Origin of the sequence: Amycolatopsis umgeniensis (assembly GCF_014205155.1) — a bacterium.
In the GTDB taxonomy this organism is placed as follows: domain Bacteria; phylum Actinomycetota; class Actinomycetes; order Mycobacteriales; family Pseudonocardiaceae; genus Amycolatopsis; species Amycolatopsis umgeniensis.
In genome coordinates this window covers 973170-991244 of sequence record NZ_JACHMX010000001.1, presented here as the reverse complement: position 1 = coordinate 991244, position 18075 = coordinate 973170, and the positions used below count along the sequence as shown (strand labels likewise).

The 18075-nt window shown below is 68.9% G+C and carries 15 protein-coding genes; 9 read left to right on the top strand and 6 right to left on the bottom strand.

The genetic code is table 11. The annotated features are described in order from the left end of the window. Nucleotides 1-20: 20 nt before the first annotated feature. Nucleotides 21-731: a GntR family transcriptional regulator gene (locus HDA45_RS04285; RefSeq protein ID WP_184892024.1), complete on the bottom strand. Its 711-nt coding sequence runs from the start codon at nucleotides 729-731 to the stop codon at nucleotides 21-23. Between the two features lie 120 nt (nucleotides 732-851). On the opposite strand from HDA45_RS04285, the gene HDA45_RS04280 reads away from it, so the two are divergent. From HDA45_RS04280 to HDA45_RS04270, 3 genes are all read left to right on the top strand, one after another. Then, a complete protein-coding gene (locus HDA45_RS04280; protein WP_184892022.1) occupies nucleotides 852-1766 on the top strand; it encodes a glycoside hydrolase family 16 protein in 915 nt (304 codons plus the stop codon). Between the two features lie 34 nt (nucleotides 1767-1800). After that, a complete protein-coding gene (locus HDA45_RS04275; protein ID WP_184892020.1) occupies nucleotides 1801-2664 on the top strand; it encodes a sigma-70 family RNA polymerase sigma factor in 864 nt (287 codons plus the stop codon). A 113-nt stretch (nucleotides 2665-2777) separates the two neighbouring features. Next, on the top strand, nucleotides 2778-4130 hold the full coding sequence (locus tag HDA45_RS04270; protein ID WP_184892018.1) for a deoxyguanosinetriphosphate triphosphohydrolase family protein: 1353 nt from the start codon (nucleotides 2778-2780) through the stop codon (nucleotides 4128-4130). Nucleotides 4131-4175: 45 nt separating this feature from the next. Here the strand turns inward: HDA45_RS04270 and HDA45_RS04265 are convergent, their stop codons facing one another. Then, nucleotides 4176-5423: a DUF222 domain-containing protein gene (locus HDA45_RS04265; RefSeq protein ID WP_184892016.1), complete on the bottom strand. Its 1248-nt coding sequence runs from the start codon at nucleotides 5421-5423 to the stop codon at nucleotides 4176-4178. 547 nt (nucleotides 5424-5970) lie between these two features. Between HDA45_RS04265 and HDA45_RS04260 the strand changes: the two genes are divergently transcribed. Beyond that, the gene (locus HDA45_RS04260) at nucleotides 5971-6747 is read left to right on the top strand and encodes a cyclase family protein (RefSeq protein ID WP_184892014.1); all 777 of its coding nucleotides are present in this window, start codon (nucleotides 5971-5973) and stop codon (nucleotides 6745-6747) included. Continuing rightward, complete coding sequence (locus tag HDA45_RS04255) at nucleotides 6744-8354, top strand: thiamine pyrophosphate-binding protein (protein WP_184892012.1); 1611 nt, start codon at nucleotides 6744-6746, stop codon at nucleotides 8352-8354. The genes HDA45_RS04260 and HDA45_RS04255 overlap by 4 nt, the downstream gene beginning before the upstream one ends. Nucleotides 8355-8357: 3 nt before the next feature. Here HDA45_RS04255 and HDA45_RS04250 read toward each other — a convergent pair whose 3' ends face one another. Genes HDA45_RS04250 through HDA45_RS04240 form a run of 3 tightly spaced genes read right to left on the bottom strand, consistent with a single transcriptional unit; the run spans nucleotide 8358 to nucleotide 12312 of the window. Then, nucleotides 8358-9620 carry a class I SAM-dependent methyltransferase gene (locus HDA45_RS04250; protein WP_184892010.1) on the bottom strand — a complete coding sequence of 421 codons (1263 nt, stop codon included), beginning with the start codon at nucleotides 9618-9620 and terminating at the stop codon, nucleotides 8358-8360. Nucleotides 9621-9646: 26 nt separating this feature from the next. Then, the gene (locus HDA45_RS04245; protein WP_184892008.1) at nucleotides 9647-11032 is read right to left on the bottom strand and encodes an FAD-binding oxidoreductase; all 1386 of its coding nucleotides are present in this window, start codon (nucleotides 11030-11032) and stop codon (nucleotides 9647-9649) included. Between the two features lie 59 nt (nucleotides 11033-11091). Next, entirely contained in the window at nucleotides 11092-12312 is a 1221-nt protein-coding gene (locus HDA45_RS04240) for an SGNH/GDSL hydrolase family protein (protein WP_184892006.1), read from the bottom strand. A gap of 114 nt (nucleotides 12313-12426) precedes the next feature. On the opposite strand from HDA45_RS04240, the gene HDA45_RS04235 reads away from it, so the two are divergent. The 4 genes from HDA45_RS04235 to HDA45_RS04220 all read left to right on the top strand — a co-directional run bounded on the left by HDA45_RS04235 (nucleotide 12427) and on the right by HDA45_RS04220 (nucleotide 17654). Next, nucleotides 12427-12798 carry an MmcQ/YjbR family DNA-binding protein gene (locus HDA45_RS04235; RefSeq protein ID WP_184892004.1) on the top strand — a complete coding sequence of 124 codons (372 nt, stop codon included), beginning with the start codon at nucleotides 12427-12429 and terminating at the stop codon, nucleotides 12796-12798. Between the two features lie 115 nt (nucleotides 12799-12913). Beyond that, nucleotides 12914-14086, top strand: coding sequence for a sensor histidine kinase (locus tag HDA45_RS04230; RefSeq protein ID WP_221471010.1), 1173 nt, complete (start codon nucleotides 12914-12916; stop codon nucleotides 14084-14086). Beyond that, nucleotides 14083-14745 carry a response regulator gene (locus tag HDA45_RS04225; protein WP_184892000.1) on the top strand — a complete coding sequence of 221 codons (663 nt, stop codon included), beginning with the start codon at nucleotides 14083-14085 and terminating at the stop codon, nucleotides 14743-14745. Before HDA45_RS04230 ends, HDA45_RS04225 begins: the two co-directional genes overlap by 4 nt. A 2-nt stretch (nucleotides 14746-14747) precedes the next feature. Further along, on the top strand, nucleotides 14748-17654 hold the full coding sequence (locus HDA45_RS04220) for an AfsR/SARP family transcriptional regulator (protein ID WP_184891998.1): 2907 nt from the start codon (nucleotides 14748-14750) through the stop codon (nucleotides 17652-17654). Here the strand turns inward: HDA45_RS04220 and HDA45_RS04215 are convergent. Next, complete coding sequence (locus HDA45_RS04215; RefSeq protein ID WP_184891996.1) at nucleotides 17626-18066, bottom strand: hypothetical protein; 441 nt, start codon at nucleotides 18064-18066, stop codon at nucleotides 17626-17628. The two genes, HDA45_RS04220 and HDA45_RS04215, sit on opposite strands and share 29 nt — an antisense overlap. Nucleotides 18067-18075 lie beyond the last annotated feature (9 nt).

Sequence of the window (18075 nt, the reverse complement as noted above, 5' to 3'; positions counted from 1 at the left end):
GCGGATCCGGCACGCCGGAGTCAGTCGGAGGTGTGGTCGAACTTGAGGTGTGAGGTGATCCGGTAGCGGTCGCCGCGGTAGATCGAGCGGGTGTACTCGATCACGCGGCCGGTGGCGTCGCGGGTGGTGCGCTCGAACAGCAGCGCGGGGGAGTGCTGCGGGACGCCGAGCAGGCCGGATTCGTCGGCGTCGGTGACGGTGGGCTCGATGACCTGCACCGCCGTCGCGGGGACGACCTCGTATCGCGTGCGGAGCAGTCCGTAGAACGAACCGGACTCGAAATCGGCGGCGGTGATGTCCGGCACGACGTCCCGGGGGACTAGGATCCGCTCGATCGCCATCGGCGCCTCTTCGACGACACGGACGCGGGTGACGGCCACCAGCGGGCGGCTGGGGGAGACCTCGAGCCGTTTGCCGAGCCGGGCACCCGCCGGTGTGACGGCGAAGTCGATCACCCGGCTGGTCCAGTGGCCTTCGGCGGGCGGGGCGAACTGGTCACCGCCGGTGGCGGGCACGAGGTCCTGGGAGATCTTGCGCGGCGCGGTGAACGTGCCCCTGCCGTGCTCGCGGACGACGAGACCGTCGCGTGCCAGTTCGTCGATCGCGGCTCGCAACGTGGGGCGCGAGACGCCGATTTCGGTGCTCAGCGCGCGTTCCGAAGGCAGGACCTCGCCCGGCAGCCGCCGCTCGATGAGCTTGCGCAGCCGTTCCTTGACCTCTGTCCGCCGCATGGCCACAGCCTACCCAGTGGTCATCCGGAATTGGCTGGTGGACAAGTTGTCTAGACCTATTGACTTTACCACTTCACGGGGAGACCTTGGTAAAAACTGACCAGTGGTAAGGGGACAGTGATGCCGAACTCGAAGAAGTTCCGTTTCGCCGCTTTGGCCGCGTTGTCGGTCGCCTCGCTCGGGCTGGCGCCGGGGACGGCGAGCGGCGCGGCCGCGTGCGGTGCGTTGTTCGACGACTTCCACTACGCCTCGCACACCGACGGCCTGCTCTCACAGCACGGCTGGCAGGTGCGCTCCGGTGGCGGCGGCCCCGGGGTCCCGGGCGCGCGGTGGGCGCCGGAAGGCATCACGTTCCCGACGTCCGGCGGGGACAAGGTGCTGCAACTCGCGTCCGCCACCGACGGAACGTCCGCGGGTACGACACAGACCGAGATCATGCAGTCCGACCGGCGGTTCTTCGAAGGGACCTACGCGGCACGGATCCGCTTCTCCGACGCGCCGGCGTCCGGCCCCGACGGTGACCGGATCAACCAGACGTTCTTCACGATCAGCCCGCTCCGCTACGCCAACGACCCGATCTACAGCGAACTGGACTTCTCGGAGTACCTGCCGAACGGCGGCTGGGGCGAGGCGGGGCCGGTGAATTTCCAGACCAGCTGGCACACCTACACGCCGGACCCCTGGTACGCGGAGAACAAGAGCGACAGCCAGCGCCGCAGCATCGACGGCTGGCACTCCGTGGCCGCGACCGTGTCCGACGGCCATGTGCGGTATTACATCGACGGCGCCCTGGTGGCCGACCACGATCGCGGCGGGCCGTTCGACGTCTATCCGCGGCAGAACATGTCCCTGAACCTGAACCAGTGGTTCATCGACCTCACACAGCACACCGGCGGCACGAGCACCTACCTCGAGCAGGTGGATTGGGTCTACTACGCGAAGAACGAGGTCTTGACACCGGCGACGGCCGCCGAAAGGGCCGCTTCGTACCGGTCTTCGGGTGTGCGGTTCGCCGACGATCTCGGGGGTTGTTAAATGTGATCGGGGTTCTGCGGGAACGAGGAGTGCGGTGGATCGGCTGACGGAACTTTTCGAGGAACACCGTGTCAGGCTGCGGGCCGTGGCGTACCGGATGCTGGGCTCGGCCAGTGAGGCCGAGGACGCCGTCCAGGACACGTGGTTGCGGCTCAACCGGACCGACGCCGGGGAGATCGAGAACCTCGGCGGCTGGCTGACCACGGTGGTGGCGCGGGTGTGCCTGAACGTGTTGCGCTCGCGCGACCACCGGCGTGAGGAACCGCTCGACGCCGCGTCCTCGGAGCCCGTCGACACCTCGGTCGACCCCGCCGCCGACGCGGTGCTCGCCGACTCGATCGGGCTGGCGATGCTGGTGGTCCTGGACACGCTGGCACCCGCCGAGCGGCTCGCGTTCGTCCTGCACGACATGTTCGCCGTGCCGTTCGACGAGATCGCCCCGCTGATCGACCGCACGCCGGCCGCCGCGAGGCAACTCGCGAGCCGCGCACGGCGCCGCGTCCAAGGCCGCTCCGCCGCCGCGGAACCGGACCTCGCGCGACGGCGCCAGGTCGTCGACGCCTACCTGGCCGCGGCTCGCGGAGGGGACTTCGAAGCACTCCTGGAGTTGCTCCACCCCGACGTCGTCCTCCGTGCCGACAAAGCGGCGGGCCCCTCGCGCGCGCCGATCTTCCTGCAGGGCGCTGGTGTGGTGGCCAGGGGTGCCGCGGCCGCTTCGGTGCGGGCGGCTGTCACTCAGCTCGCGCTGGTGAACGGCGGCATCGGCCTTGTGATGGCCGACGAAGGGCGGCCTTCGGTGGTGCTCGCCTTCACGTTCAAGGACGGGAAGATCGCCGAGATCGATGTCATCGCGGACCAGGAACGGCTGCGGGGTCTCGACTTGGCGATAGTGGACTGACCGGATTGCGGTTCGGTCGCGAACGAATACCCCTTCACCGAAGTGGTTAACGGTCTTCTGCTGTGGTCCGCCTTCTTTTCAAGGCTCTTTGGAGCTACGACGAGGAGGCGACCATGTCGGAGGGGACGTTCGGAACTGCTCGGCGCCACAAAGTGCACGAGAAGGAGACATACCGGGACGCGTATCAGCGAGACCGCGACCGGGTGCTCTATTCATCCGCGTTTCGGAGGCTGGCCGGGGTGGCGCAGGTCGCCGCGGTCAATGAGCAACTGGTGCTGCACAACCGGCTCACGCACAGTTTGAAAGTCGCGCAGATGGGGCGAAGACTCGTGCAGCACCTGCGCTTTCAATCGGACGAGCCGGAGTTCCCGGCGGGCTCTGATCTGAACGAAGACGTCGTCGAGACGGCGGGGCTCGTGCACGACATCGGGCATCCGCCGTTCGGCCACATCGCCGAAGAGGTCCTTGATCAGCACCTCGCCCAGGTCGGCGGGCTCGAAGGTTTCGAGGGGAACGCGCAGTCCTTCCGTGTGGTGACGAAACTCGCCCGGCGGAAGATGGAGCACCCGGGCCTCAACCTGACCCAGGCGACACTGAACGCGATCCTCAAGTATCCGCGTCTCAAGCCGCGTGATTCCGCCAAGCCGACGGCGTCGTGGACCGACCGCGGCTACGGCGACAAATGGGGCGCTTATCAGACCGAACGGGTCGACTTCGGTTGGGTGAGACAGAAAAGCTCCGGTGAGCTGAGGTCCGCGAACGCGATCCTGATGGACTGGGCCGACGACATCAGCTACGCGACCCACGATCTCGAGGACTATTTCCGCGCGGGGTTGATCCCCTTGCACAATCTCGCGGTGGACAGGGATCGGATGATCAAGCACGGATGCCGCCGTCTGAAGAAGGTCACCGGGTTCAACGAATACCGCTTCGAAGAGCAGATCGACGAGATCCTCAAGGAATTCGGCAGGAGCCTTCGGTCGCGATGCTGGGACACCCGTGAGAACCGTGTCCGGATGAACATGATCACCAGCGACCATCTCACCAGGTTCGTCGATGCCGTCCGGCTCGTCGATGGACCTCCCTATGTGGAGGTCGATCAAGAAAGTCAATACCGGGTCGCGGCCTTGAAAGAGCTCACTTGGTTCTACGTGATCGACAGACCGCCGCTGGCGATCCACCAGGAAGGCCAGAAGAGCATCATCGGTTCGCTCTTCGATCGCTTGCTCGCGTGCCTGGAGAAGTCACCGAACAGTCCGAAGATCCCCATCCAGCTCCGCGTGATCTACCGCGACATCAAGCGTGACGATGAGGCCAAGGGAACTTTCGAGAAGAACAAGGACGCTCGATGTGCCCGGGCGGTCACCGACTACATCTGCCTGCTCACCGAGGCGCAGGCCGTCGATCTCGGGAAGCGATTGGCGGGACGGTCGCAGAGTTCGATGTTCGGTACCTGGTTCAACTGAACGAGGGCATGCCGAGGGGCCCGCCTACCGGCGGGCTCCTCGGGTTCAGCGTTTGTTGCGGCGGGGTTGTTGTAGCGGGTCGAGGTATTGGGGTGGGATGAATTCGGGTCGGCCGTCGGTGGCGATGCGGACTGTCCAGCCTGATTGGCCGTGGATGACCAGGTGGTGGTAGCGGCAGAGCAGGCAGAGGTTGTTGAGGTCGGTGTCGCCGAGGTGGCCCCAGGGGAGTATGTGGTGGGCTTCGCAGTGTTTCGGTTTCCGATGGCAGCCGGGGAACGCGCAGCCGTGGTCGCGGAGGTTCAGGGCGCGTCGTTGTGCTGGGGTGACGGTGCGGGTGGCGCGGCCGATGTCGAGGGGTTCGCTGTCGGAGCCGAGGACGGCGGGGATGATCTTCGCGTCGCAGGCCAGCATGCGGGCGTGGCGGGCGGTGATCTGGGTGACCTCGTCTATGCAGGCGGATCCGAGTCCTGAGGTCAGGGTGTCGAGGGGGATGGTGACCACCACGGTGGTGCGGTCTCCGGACAAAGTCGGGGCTTTGTCGTTGGTCATGGCGTAGTGGATGGCGTCGAAGAGGGCGTCCCCGTTGCGCTCACCGGGAGTGCGCGGGTCGTGGTTCCCGTCTTCGTCGGCGGGTCTTCGTTGTCCCCAGGTTTCGAACAGGGCGTTGGCTCTCGCGCCGAATTCGGGGTCGAGGAGGCCGTTGAGCCGCCACCAGCCGTCGTCGCGTTTGCGCAGGTAGACCTCGCGGGACGGTGGAGGCAGGTCGTCGTCTTTGGGTTCGTTGCCGTCGGGGTCGAGGTGGGCCAGGAGTTCCGCGCCGATGTTGGTGATTTCTTGGGGTCCGGCGTGGCGGGCGAGGTTGACCAGGATCTGTTCCGCCCCGGACCGGTCTTCGGTCGAGGCTTCGGCGGGGATTTTCTTCAGTACCGTGAGGATCGGGTCGAGGTGCTGGTGGCCGAGTTCGCCGTCGGCCGCGGCGGCACCGGCGATCGGCGCGAACGCGGGTGCCGGGGTGCCGTCGAGGTTGCGGCCCTCGTTCACCGCTAGTGCGCGTGTGAGGGTGTCGCGGGCTTCTTTGGGGGTGATCCGGGCGGTTTCGGCGAACCAGCCCGCGGTGGAGCCGTGCCCGAAGAGTTCCATCGGCCCGCGGGATTCGATCTCCGCGAGGAACTGCCCGACCTCCGCCAGTGCCTGACGTGCCACCGACATCCGCTCGACCACGCCGTGCGCGAGTTCCCGCGCACCGGCACGCCACAGCTCCTGCGGCGGCTCGAGGATGCGCTGACTGGACACTCCACCATAATACCTCGAATCGAACACGTATTCGACTAAATAGGCCATCTCCTCGAAAGTGTAATGAAGCCAGTTCGCATTCCTGGGAGTCCGCATTTAGTCGACTAAATGCGCCACGTAGCCCCACCGTCGCAGGAAACCAGGCGGGCGGCGGTGTCGCGAAAGCCACTTTCGGGACACCAGACGTCTCGAAAGTGGCTTTCGCGACACCCGAAGCCGACAGGCGGGCCCAGGAGCCCGCATTGAGTCGCCTAGGCGCTGCCGGAGTAAGTCATGCTCGCGGTCTTCGCGCCCAGCTGGTCCCTGACGGCACGGACGGTCCAGCCGAGTACAACCCGGTACGAGGCAGAACCGCCCGCACCGCCAGGAACCACCTGGATCACGAAGCCCATCGACCAGACTTACTCCGGCAGCGCCTAAACGCGACACCCCACCGGACCTCGTCACGCCACCCGACCCATCACGCCGCCGCCGCGAGAACCCTGCCCACCTGCCCCGTATCCGCCTAAGGTGATCGAGACGCCGCAGCAACCCCCGGGAGGCACGCATGTCGTTGTTGGCCCAGTTGAACACCGCGATCACCACGGGTGCGATCGAGGTCGTCGATCTCACCGCCCCCTTGAGCGCGAGCACCCCGATCCTCCAGCTGCCGGAGCCGTTCGCGAACACGATCCCGTTCGGTCTCGAGGAGATCAGCCGGTACGACGAGCGCGGGCCGCGCTGGTACTGGAACAACATCCACACCGGCGAGCACACCGGGACCCATCTCGACGTCCCGGTGCATTGGCTGTCGGGCAAGGACGGCCACGACGTCTCCGAGGTGCCGTTGCGGTCGCTGGTCGCGCCGGCGGTGGTGCTCGACGCGTCGGCTCGCGCGGCCGAAGATCCGGATTTCCTGCTGTCCATAGAAGACGTCCGCGAGTGGGAGCGCGAGAACGGGCCACTGCCCGACGGCGGCTGGCTGCTCTACCGCACGGGGTGGGACGCCCGGTCGCACGACCAGGAGGCCTTCCTCAACAACGACGAGAACGGCCCGCATACGCCGGGCGTCTCGGCGGAATGTGCTCGCTGGCTCGCGGACGAGGCGCCGATCACCGGGTTCGGCGTGGAGACCGTCGGCACCGACGCGGGTCAGGCGCTGGCCCTCGAACCGGCCTTCCCTTGCCATGAACTCCTTCTGGGGGCGGGAAAACACGGTCTGACGCAGCTGCGGAACCTGGCGAGCCTGCCGCCCACCGGAGCCTTGCTGGTCGTCAGCCCGCTCCCGATCGTCGGCGGCTCCGGCAGTCCCGCCCGGGTCTACGCGTTGGTCGAGCGGGTATGAACGTCGCGGAGCTGGTCGGCCACACCCTCGCGGAACTCGGGGTGGGGGCCGCGTTCGGGGTGGTGGGCAGCGGCAACTTCGTGGCCACCAACGGGTTGCGGGAAGGCGGCGTGCGGTTCGTCGCCGCGCGGCACGAGGGCGGCGCGGCGAGTATGGCCGACGCGTACGCGCGGATGAGCGGCCGCGTGTCGGTGCTGAGTCTCCACCAGGGTGTCGGGTTGACCAACGCGCTCACCGGGATCACCGAGGCGGCCAAGAGCCGGACGCCGATGATCGTCCTGACCGCCGACACCGCGGCGTCGGCGGTGCTGTCCAACTTCCGGATCGACCAGGACGCGCTCGCGACCGCCGTCGGCGCCGTGCCGGAACGCGTCCACGGTGCGCCGACCGCGATCGCCGACACCGTCCGCGCGTACCGGACGGCCGTGCGGCAACGCCGGACCGTCCTGCTCAACCTCCCGCTCGACGTCCAGGCCCACGAAGCGCCCGAAGCGGTCCCGGTGCCGGAAATCCCCGGCCCGGCGCCGATCCGGCCGGACCGTCAGGCGGTCGCGAAACTCGCCGACCTCCTCGCCGGAGCGCGGCGGCCGGTGTTCATCGCCGGTCGCGGCGCACGGGAGAGCTCGGCACCACTCAGGGAACTCGCCGAAGTCTCCGGCGCGCTGTTGGCGACTTCGGCGGTGGCACACGGTCTCTTCGAGGGCGACCCCTTCTCGATCGGGATCTCGGGCGGCTTTTCCTCACCCGCCGCGGCGGACCTCATCGGAAACGCGGACCTCGTGATCGGCTGGGGGTGCGCGCTGAACATGTGGACCACCCGGCACGGCACGCTCCTCGGCCCGGACGCCCGGCTGGTCCAGGTCGACGTCGAGCAGGCCGCGCTCGGCGCGCACCGGCCGATCGACCTCGGCGTGGTCGGCGACGTCACCAGCACCGCCGCCGACGTCCACGCGGAACTCGGCACACGTGGCCACGGCGCCAAGAGACCGCGAATCCCCACGACGAGCTGGAGCGTCGTCCCGTATGACGACCTGTCCGGCAACGGGCGGATCGATCCCCGCACGCTCAGCCGACGGCTCGACGAGATCCTCCCGGAAGAACGTGTGGTCTCGATCGACTCCGGCAACTTCATGGGCTACCCGAGCGCGTACCTGTCCGTCCCCGACGAGAACGGTTTCTGTTTCACCCAGGCGTTCCAATGCGTCGGCCTCGGCTTGGGGACGGCGATCGGCGCGGCACTGGCCAGACCGGACAGGCTGCCGGTGCTCGGCGTCGGCGACGGCGGGTTCCACATGGCCATCTCGGAGCTGGAAACCGCTGTCCGGCTGCGGATCCCGCTCGTGGTCGTCGTCTACAACGACGCCGCGTACGGCGCCGAGATCCACCACTTCGGCGCCGCGGACATGACCACGGTCCGGTTCCCCGACACCGATATCGCGGCGATCGGCCGGGGCTTCGGCTGCGACGGCGTCACCGTGCGCTCGGTCGAAGACCTGGCCGCCGTCACGGAATGGCTCGGCGGACCACGGGACGCGCCGCTCGTCGTCGACGCCAAGATCGCCGACGACGGCGGCTCGTGGTGGCTCGCCGAAGCCTTTCGCCACTAGGGGCTAAACGCCCCAGTCCGGGCGCAAGGGCATGCCCGCGTCACCGTCCGGACCGACCTTCACCCCGAGCACCTGGTGCAGTTCGATCTCCCGCCGCTCGAAGGCGAGGCGGCACGCGGCCATGTACAGCGCCCAGACCCGGCTCCGCCCGGCGCCCGCTTCGACGACGGCCTCGTCCCAGTTCGCGTCGAGGTTGGCGCACCATGCGCCCAGTGTGGTGGCGTAGTGCTCGCGCAGGTTTTCCGAGTGCCGCACCTCGAGCCCGCTGTCGTGCATCGCGGTGGCGATCTCCCCGACGGACTCCAGTTCGCCGTCGGGGAACACATACCGGTCGATGAACCCGCGCGAACTGTGTGCGACCGAGGTGTCCGGGTTGGTGATGCAGTGGTTCAGCAGGCGTCCTCGCGGCTTCAGTTTCCCGGCGAGGAAACGGAAGTACGACGGGAGGTTCCGCGCGCCGATGTGTTCGGTGAGCCCGATCGACGACACCGCGTCGAAACCCGTTTCGGTGACGTCGCGGTAGTCGAGGTGCCGCACCTCGGCCCGGTCCGCGAGCCCCTTCGTCACGATGTCCTTTTGCGCCCACTGCGCCTGTTCGCGCGAAAGGGTGACACCGAGCGCCTCGACGCCGTAGTGCGCGACGGCGTGTTCGACCATCCCGCCCCAGCCGCAGCCGACGTCCAGCAGCCGCATCCCCGGCCGGAGGTCGAGTTTCCGGCACACCAGGTCGAATTTGTGCGCCTGCGCCTCTTCCAGCGAGGCGTCGGCGGACGGATACGCGGCACAGGTGTAGGCCATCGACGGGCCCAGCACCAGTTCGTAGAACCGGTTCGAGACGTCGTAGTGGTTCGAGATCGCGTTGCTGTCGCGCGTCTTGGAGTGCCGCAATCCGTCGAGGCCGCGCTTGAGACGGCTCGGCAGTTCCTCGGCGGGCGGGGCGACGCGGCGCAGATGCTTGGGACCGAGTTTGCGCAGCAGCCACAGCCGGTCGGCTGGACTGAGCTGATCGACCTGGGCCACGAGCGCACGCAGCGCCGAATAGAGGTCACCGTCCACATCGAGCGCGCCGGCGACATACGCGCGGGCGAGACCGAGGTCTCCCGGCGACGACATCAGATACGTCAGTGCCAGCGGTGACCGCACGTGGATCGACACCGGTGCGCCCGCCGGACCGCTCGTGCTGCCGTCGTAAGCGGTGATGGACACCGCGGCGCTCGGGCCGAGCAACCGCTCGAAGATCTTCCCGACGGTCGTCGTCTCAGCCATGTTCGTCTCTCTTCTTCCGGCCCGGGTCACCGCCGCCGCACGCATTTCGCGTACAGGTCGAGCAAGCGGCCGTCGGGGTCGTAGGCCGTCTTCAGTTTTCGGTAGGCGTCACCGTTGTAGAGCCGCCAGAACTCGTCTTCGGTATAGAAACTGTCTGAGTACAGCGACTTCCGCCCGCCGAGTCGCGTCACTTCGGCCTCGATCAGCCGATTGTGCGTATCCGGCTCCTCGCCGGGGTCCAGGGGGACCGCGGACCAGAAGCCGAAGTTGACGTACCGCGTTTCGGGTTCCATTTCGTACAGCGGCGAGTTCGCGCCGCCCGGCCGCTGCTTCAGCGGGCAGATCCACACCGGGCTGATCGGGATCTCGCGGCGGAAGAAGTCCAGGAACTCCGCGGCACGCGACAGCGGCACCTCGATGTCCTGGACGACGGTCTCTTCCGGGGGAAGCCGGCGCAGCTTGAGAATTTTCGCGGCGATCCCGAACCGGCGGTCGAGCGCCACCAGCTTCCAGTAGACCGACGACCGCAGCAGCTTCCTGCCCAGCAGCAGCCGGGGGAGCCTGCTTTGGACGCCGAACGCCCTCGAGCACCAGAACCAGTCCGTGTCCCAGCGCCACAGGTAGTCCCGGACGGTCAGGTGGTCGGTCTCGCGTTCGCGGATCGACTTGTAGTAGATGTCGAGCCAGGTGTAGTCGCTGGTCGCGGGCGCCGAGGTGGTGAACGTGCCGAGCGTCAAGTACTGCTCGCCCGGTCCGAAGACCGTTCCGTCCACGAAGTCGGCCGACCCGGTGCGGCAGGCCTCGTCCAGCGCCGCGAAGTACTCCTCGGTGTTTTCGTACCGGACGTGGTCGAGCCGCACGTACGGTTTGACCGGTTCCAGCTCGATCTTCAGCCGCAGCGCGTAGCCGAGCGTGCCGTACGAGTTCGGGAAGCCGTGGAACAGGTCGCTGTGCTCGTTGTCGGCCCGCGCGACGACGATCCGGCCGTCGCCGGTGAGCAGTTCCATCTCCAGCACCGACTCGTGCACGAGGCCGTTGCGGAACGACGACGACTCGATGCCGAGGCCGGTGACAGCGCCGCCGAGCGTGATCGTCTTGAGCTGCGGCACGACCAGCGGCATCAGCCCGTGGGGCAGGGTCGCGTCCACCAGTTGCTCGTAGGTGACCATGCCCTCGACCTCGGCCGTACGCGCCAAGGGATCGACGTCGAGGACGTGCGTGAACCCCGAGACGTCCAGTCCGGGTGTGCTGGTCGTCGTCCGTGCCCGGAAGAGGTTCGACGTCCGCTTCGCCAGCCGGATCGTGCCGTGCAGGCCCGCCAGCTGAGCACGGAGCGCCTCCGCGCGGGCTTCGTGTTCGGCGAACCGGACCAGCCGCGCCGTCGCTCGGATACCGCTTTCGCCGCTAGCCATTCCTGATCGCCATCAGTTCATCGTGCCCCACGGAACCGCCTGGCGCAGCACTTATTTCGCTACCTCAGCCGCGACAGCGGGACGGCGTCCGCCATGGCGGTGAAGCCCTTGTCCCCGGGGTGGAGGTGATCGCCGGAGTCGTACTCGGGTTTCATCCGCTGCGGGTCGGCGGGATCGCGGATCACCGCGTCGAAGTCGATGTACCCGTCGAAGAGCCTGCTGGTCCGGATGAACCGGTTGACCGCTTGCCGGGTCTCCTCCAGCTGCGGCGTGTACGAACCCCAGCCCTTCCACGGCGTGATCGTCGCGCCGAGCACCCGCAGACCGCGATCGTGCGCCCGGGTGGCGATCTGTTTCAGCGCCGAGATGATCTTGTTCGGATCGGCCTGATGCGGCGTCTGCTGGATGTCGTTGATGCCTTCGAACACGATCGCGGTCCGCGCGCCGGACTGCGTCAGCACGTCCCGGTCGAGCCGGGCGAGCGCGTTGACGCCGTAGTTGCCACCGTCGAGCAGCAGCCTGTTCCCGCTGATCCCGGCGTTGAGCACGCCCAGGTCCCGGCTGATCTTGTCGGCGAGCTGATCGGGCCAGCGCAGGTTCGCGCCCCAGGTCGAGTTCGCCCCGTCGGTGATCGAGTCGCCGATCGCCACGACACTGCCCCGCAGCCCCGCGCCCCGCACGTCCACTCCGGACACGTAATGCCAGACGGCGGTCTTCTCCGGGAACGCCGCGGCCGACTCGTCGGCGGCCTTGTCGCCGTTCCGGGTGAAGTACGAGTTCTGCATGGCCAGCGGGTGGTACGTGACCGGGCCGGACGGCGTCGGGGTGTACGTGGTCACCAGGAGGTCGCCGTCCCTCGGCACGGTGAGCGCCGCGCCGTCGCTGACGATGTCGGCGCCGGGCGGAACGGTGACCTCGCTGTCGCCGCCGAAGGTCAGCGTGCGCATCGTGCCGGGGACCGCCTGCGGCGTGTCGGGGCCGGCGGCGACCGCGACGGTCACCCGGCCGAACAGCACCGGCGTCCGGCCGAAGGCGTTGGACAGCCGCACGCGCACCTCGTGCCCGCCGGCGCTGGTGTGCACGATGTTGCGGATCGAGAAGTTCGGGTAGCCGTTGTCGGTCCCGGCCACCCCGGCCGCGGGCGCCGCCGCCCAGGTGCCGACCCAGCCGTTCGTGGCGGCGCTTTCCGCTTGGCCTTGGCTCACGGGAGTCGCCGCGGCGGCTCCCGGTACGACACCCAGCAGCAGGATTCCCGCCACCACGAGATGCTTCACGCGCATGTTGGTCTCGCCTCCACCCAGTCGGCTCCACCCATCGTCAGTGAATCACCGACAGACGGTCAATGCGCTGGACAGGACAGGTTTCTGTCGGTGGGGCCGCTTAGGCTGAACGCCATGACCCCTGCCGCTCTCCGGAAGCTCTGTCTCAGCTTCCCAGGTGCCTGTGAGGAGTTCCCGTTCGACGAGCACTCCAGCGTGTTCAAGGTCTCGGGCAAGATGTTCGCGCTCAGCCCGCTCAAGGCGAAACCGCTGCGGATCAACCTCAAATGCGAGCCCGACCTCGCTGTCCGGTTGCGCGCCGAACATCCGGCGATCATCCCCGGGTACCACATGAACAAGCAGCACTGGAACACCGTCCAGCTGGACGGTTCGCTGACCGACGGCTTCGTCCGTGAGCTGATCGAGGACTCGTACGACCTCGTCGTCGCGGGCCTGCCGAAACGAGAACAGGAGAAGCTGAAGTGGGTCGCGCTCAGCCAGGAATGAGCGGCTCGCGTTTCATCCGGATTTCATCCGCCCGTGCTCGTCCGGCCTCCTACCGTGGGCGGAGACGGGTGCCGCCCGCCGCACGATGACGCGCTTCCCGGCACTTCCTAGGCTGATGCCCGTGCTGGAGATCTTGGTGGACCGGTTCCGGGCACGGGTGCAGGTCAGTCTCACCCGGGCCGGACTGAGCCTGCCCTGGTGGGGGGCGTTGTGCGCGAGCGCGGTGAGCTTCGTGTTCACGGCGGTCGCGCTGGTGCAACGGGACGCCCTGCTGCCGCCCGAGCCGATCGCGCTGGCCGGGCTGATCGTGATCGCGCCGTCGCTGATCTGGACGATCACCGACTGGATCATGCCGTGGGTGCGGATGACGGCGCTGATCGCCGCCACCGTCGTCCTGCTCATCGAGCCCGTGCTCCCGGATTTCGCGCCGTTGCTGCTGCTGGTCGCGGCCACCGAAGCGGGCAGTGTCCTGCGGACGACGTGGGGGATCGCGATCGTCACCGTCACGGGTGAACTGGTCCTGGTCGTCGCGGGGATCTGGGGTGGGCTGATCGGCGGGCCGGTGTACATGGTCGCGATCCTGCTCGGTCTCAGCGGCGGGCTCATGGTCCGCTGGTACACCAGGGTGCTGGACGCCGAACGCGTCAACCGTGACGCTTCCCGTGACAAGGCCCTGCTGGCCGAACGCCAGCGGATCGCGCGCGAGGTGCACGACGTCGTCGGCCATTCGCTCAGCATCACGCTGCTGCACCTGACCGGGGCCCGGCGCGCGTTGCAGCAGGATCGCGACGTCGACGAGGCGATCGAGGCGCTCACCGAGGCCGAGCAGGTGGGGCGCGCCGCGATGGCCGACATCCGCCGCACGGTCGGCCTGCTCGCCGACACCCCGTCGGGCAACACCCCGCTGCCGGGGGTGGAGGACATCGCGACGCTGGTGGAACGCACCCGGGTCGCCGGTCTGGCGGTGCGCTATACACAGGAAGGCGACCTCGGCCGGGTAGGCGCCTCGGAAGGATTGGGCCTCTACCGGATCGTGCAGGAATCACTCGTCAACGTCGTCAAACACGCCCCCGGCGCGACAGCGGAGGTCCGGCTGGACGCCGGCCGCTCGGGCGCGAAGCTCATCGTCAGCAACACCCTTCCCGCCGGTGCCCGTCGCACGTCCGAGGACGGATCTGGACTGGCGGGGATGGCCGTGCGCGCGGCCCAGCTCGGCGCCGACCTCAGCGCCGGGCCCAACGGCAGGCAGTGGATCGTGGAGGTCACCGTGCCGGGAGCCAAACCGTGACCGCCGCCGAGATCCGCGTGCTGCTGGTCGACGATCAGGAGCTCGTCCGCTCCGGGCTGCGGCGCATCCTGCGGCGCCGCGACGGATTCGTCATCGCGGGGGAATGCGGCGACGGCGCGGAAGTGCCCGCGGCGCTGGCCGGAGGCGAGGTCGACGTCGTCGTGATGGACCTGCGGATGAAGAACGTCGGCGGCGTCGAGGCGACAAGCAGGTTGCGGCGGTCCGGTGGTCATCCGCCGGTGCTCGCGCTGACCACCTTCGACGACGACAACCTCTTGGCGGACGCGCTGCGGGCGGGTGCCGCGGGCTACGTCCTCAAGGATTCCCCCGCCGAAGACCTGATCCGGGCCGTGCGAGCGGTCGCCGGGGGCGACGCCTGGCTCGACCCCGGGGTCACCGGCCGCGTGCTCGCCGCGTACCGGCAGGCCGCCGGGAACGGCAGCGGCGGACGTCCCCTCGAACTGCTGACACCGAGGGAACAGGACGTGCTCCGGGCGATCGGACGCGGGCTGACCAACGCGGAGATCGCCGCGACACTCGTGATTTCGGAGGTGACCGTGAAAAGCCACATCGGCCGGATCTTCACCAAGCTCCAGCTGCGGGACCGCGCGGCGGCGATCGTCTACGCGTTCGACCACGGGATCGTGGTGCCGGGCTAGCCATGCGAAACGAAGGGGGGATCATGCAGGACTCGCGGCTTCGCTTCGAGGTGCTCGGCCCGTTGCGGGCCTGGCAAGGGGAGACGAGACTGGACCTCGGTCCGGTCCGGCAGCAGGCCGTGCTGGCCGCGCTGCTGCTGCGCCCGGACGTGACCGTCAGCCACCACGAACTCACCGACGGGCTCTGGGAACGGCCGCCGGAGTCGAATGTGCTGCCGGTGTACGTCCGGCGGCTGCGGGATTGCCTGGACACCTCCGGGCAGAAGCCGCGGGACTCGGTGATCGTGTCCGACCGGGGCGGCTACCGCTTCGCCAGTGGCGGGGTGCGGCTGGACGTGGCGCGGCTGGAGGAGATCGCGGTCGTCGCGGCCGCCGCCGAGGAGACGGGCGACTTCATCACCGCGGTGGACACCTTCGCCGACGCGCTCGGGCTGTTCCACGGCGAGCCACTGACGGGACTGCCCGGCGCGTTCGTCCAGGGCGAGCGGCGACGGCTGGAGGAACGCAGGCTCCTGCTGCTGCGCCGGAAACTGCGCGCACAGCTGAAACTCGGCCGCTTCGACGAGGTGATCGGCGAACTGTCGGCGCTGGTGTCCGCGGACCCGCCGAGCGAGCCGCTGGCCGCGTTGCTGATGCGGGCGCTCTACGGCGGCGGGCGTCAGGCGGAGGCGCTGGAGGTGTTCACCGACGTCCGCGAGCGGCTGGTGGAGCAACTCGGTGTCGAGCCGGGCGAGGAACTGCGGCAGGTACAGGAAGCGGTGCTGCGCGGGGACGACGCGCTGCTCGGTGTCTCCCAGCGCAAGGAGACGCCGCGCCGGATCCGCAACGAGCTGCCCGCCACCAACGGCGAACTCGTCGGCAGGGAACGGGAATTCGCGCTGCTCGTCGAGGACGGCGACCCGGAGGCGGTCACGGTCGACGCCGTCGACGGCGTGCCGGGCGCGGGCAAGACGACGCTCGCGGTGCGCGCGGCCCACCGGCTCCGCGAGTCCTATCCGGACGGTGCGCTGTTCGTGGATCTGCACGGGTACACCGAAGGTCGCGAGCCGGTGACGCCGGAGCGCGCTCTCAGGCGCCTGCTGCGCGCTGTCGGTGTCGAAGACGGCGCCATGCCGGACGATCTCGACGAACTGGCCGCGTCGTGGCGGGCGGCGACAGTGCATCTGCGGTTGCTGCTGGTACTCGACAACGCGGAGTCCGCCGGCCAGGTGCGGCCCCTGCTCCCGTCCGGGCCGGGCAGCCGTGTGCTGGTGACCAGCCGCCGTCGACTGTCCGGTTTGGACGCCGATCGCCGCGTTTCCCTCGGCGCGCTGGGACTCGAGGCCGCGGAACGGCTGCTCGGCCGCATCGTGGGGGCGCCGAGGGCCGAGGGTGAACGGTTCGCCGTGCGCGCGCTCGCCGGACTGTGCGGCAGGCTGCCGCTCGCGTTGCGGATCGCGGGCGCCCGGTTGCAGAACCGTCCGATGTGGACGTTCAAGGATCTGGTGGACCGGATGTCGGACGACGAGCGGCGCCTCGGCGAACTGACCGCCGAGGACCGCAGCGTCGAGGTGGCGCTGCGCCTGTCGTACGAGCAACTGCGGCCCGCCGAGCAACGCGCTTTCGGCGTGCTCGGCCTGACCCCGACGCCCGAATTCGACCGGCTTTCGGTCGCCGCACTGCTGGACTGTTCGCCCGCCGAGGCCGAGCGTCAGCTGGAAAGCCTCGTCGACGCGAGCCTCGTGCAGGAACCGGCGAGCGGCCGCTACCGGCTGCACGATCTGGTGGGGGTCTACGCACGACGGCTCGCCGGGGAACTGCCCGGTGAGGTCGTCGAAGAGGCCCGAAAACGGGTGTACGGTCTGTATCTCGGCGCCGCTCGCCGGGCGAGCGAATGGGGTGTCGCGCGGTTCCCGCTCGAATCCGGCGATGGACCTTTCACCGGGCAACGTGACGCGTCCGCGTGGCTGGACGCCGTCGGTGACCTGCCCGAGGTCGTCACTCAAGCGGCTGAGGCCGGGCTGGACGGCCTCGCGTGCTCGATCGCCGAGGGGCTGGTCGACTATCTCGCGCGCCAGCAGCGGTACCACGAATCCCGGACGGCACTGCAGATCGCGCTGCCGCTGGCCGAACGGGCCGAAGACGAGCGCTTGGTCTCGTCGCTGCGGTTCTGCCTCGGCTACGCCTATGCCATGCAGGGGCAACTGGACCGGGCGCGCGGCTGGTTCGACGAAGCGCTGCGGGCGGGTCAGGCGTCCGGCGACCGCGGAGTGGAGGCGCGGGCGCTGGGCGGGCTCACCATGGCCGATCTGATCGCGGGGCGGCACGATCTCGCGATCCCCGGCATGCGGCGGGTGATGATCATGGCCGAGGAAGTGGGGGACGGCTGGCTCGCCGAACGGACGTTGTCCGCGCTCGGATATCTCGCCTATCTGCGGGGCGAGCACGACGAAGCGCTCGTCCACCTCGGCCGCGCCCGTGACCTGAGCGAGGAGATCGGCAGCCCCGGGATGCTGGCGAGGGTGCTGTGCCACAGCGGCACCGTCCGCCTCGAAACCGGCAGGTTCGCCGAGGCCGTGCTGGACCTCCGGCGTTCGGTCGAACTCGCCGAGGAGACCACGGACGGCCTGCTGATCGCGACCAGCCTGGCTCGGCTCGGCGCCGCGGAACTGGAACTCGGGAACCTCGGCGAGGCGTTCGAACTCCAGCGGCGGGCGCTGACGGCGGTCACCGAGGAGACCATCATCGGGATGGAGTCGGAGATCCGCAACCGGCTCGGCCGCACCCATCTCGCCGCGGGCGACCCGGCGGCCGCCCGCGAGCATTTCGAATGGGTGCTGACCACCATCGGACCCGACGGTGATTCCCTGCAACGGTCGCTCGCGCTGGAAGGCCTGGACCTCACCAGACAGTCGGCCCACCGGCGTTGATGATCGTGAAGCGGTGCCCCGCCATGCTCTTCCGCCACCGCGCGAAATAGGCGTCACCGGCGTCGGTCACATGGACCCCGGCGCGGACCTTGTGGACGACGCACGCCCAGTCCGCGGCGTCGCACAGCACCAGTTCCCGCGGTGCCCCGCGCTTCCGGAGCACGGACGAGCACAGGGCACCGCGCCTGCCGACGTTGCCGTCGTCGAGACAGCGACGGAGGTCGTCGACGGCCTGGGCGGCTGTCTCGAACAGCGTCCACCGGTACCGGGGCGACGGTCGGCCGTCGGCCCACGGCGTGGAGAACGCGACCCAGCTCCAGCCCGGCCCGAAGACCCCGGCCCGTTCTCCGGGGCTCGGCCGGTCGTCCCTGGGCATCACCATGTTGTACGGGGTCCGGCTCGCCGGGCTCATGCACGTCTC

What these genes read in the sequence shown, in the direction of transcription:
- HDA45_RS04285 (WP_184892024.1), bottom strand. Translation starts at nt 731, where the DNA reads ATGCGGCGGACAGAGGTCAAGGAACGGCTGCGCAAGCTCATCGAGCGG.
- HDA45_RS04280 (WP_184892022.1), top strand. Translation starts at nt 852, where the DNA reads ATGCCGAACTCGAAGAAGTTCCGTTTCGCCGCTTTGGCCGCGTTGTCG.
- HDA45_RS04270 (WP_184892018.1), top strand. Translation starts at nt 2,778, where the DNA reads ATGTCGGAGGGGACGTTCGGAACTGCTCGGCGCCACAAAGTGCACGAG.
- HDA45_RS04260 (WP_184892014.1), top strand. Translation starts at nt 5,971, where the DNA reads ATGTCGTTGTTGGCCCAGTTGAACACCGCGATCACCACGGGTGCGATC.
- HDA45_RS04255 (WP_184892012.1), top strand. Translation starts at nt 6,744, where the DNA reads ATGAACGTCGCGGAGCTGGTCGGCCACACCCTCGCGGAACTCGGGGTG.
- HDA45_RS04250 (WP_184892010.1), bottom strand. Translation starts at nt 9,620, where the DNA reads ATGGCTGAGACGACGACCGTCGGGAAGATCTTCGAGCGGTTGCTCGGC.
- HDA45_RS04245 (WP_184892008.1), bottom strand. Translation starts at nt 11,032, where the DNA reads ATGGCTAGCGGCGAAAGCGGTATCCGAGCGACGGCGCGGCTGGTCCGG.
- HDA45_RS04240 (WP_184892006.1), bottom strand. Translation starts at nt 12,312, where the DNA reads ATGCGCGTGAAGCATCTCGTGGTGGCGGGAATCCTGCTGCTGGGTGTC.
- HDA45_RS04235 (WP_184892004.1), top strand. Translation starts at nt 12,427, where the DNA reads ATGACCCCTGCCGCTCTCCGGAAGCTCTGTCTCAGCTTCCCAGGTGCC.
- HDA45_RS04230 (WP_221471010.1), top strand. Translation starts at nt 12,914, where the DNA reads ATGCCCGTGCTGGAGATCTTGGTGGACCGGTTCCGGGCACGGGTGCAG.
- HDA45_RS04220 (WP_184891998.1), top strand. Translation starts at nt 14,748, where the DNA reads ATGCGAAACGAAGGGGGGATCATGCAGGACTCGCGGCTTCGCTTCGAG.
- HDA45_RS04215 (WP_184891996.1), bottom strand. Translation starts at nt 18,066, where the DNA reads ATGAGCCCGGCGAGCCGGACCCCGTACAACATGGTGATGCCCAGGGAC.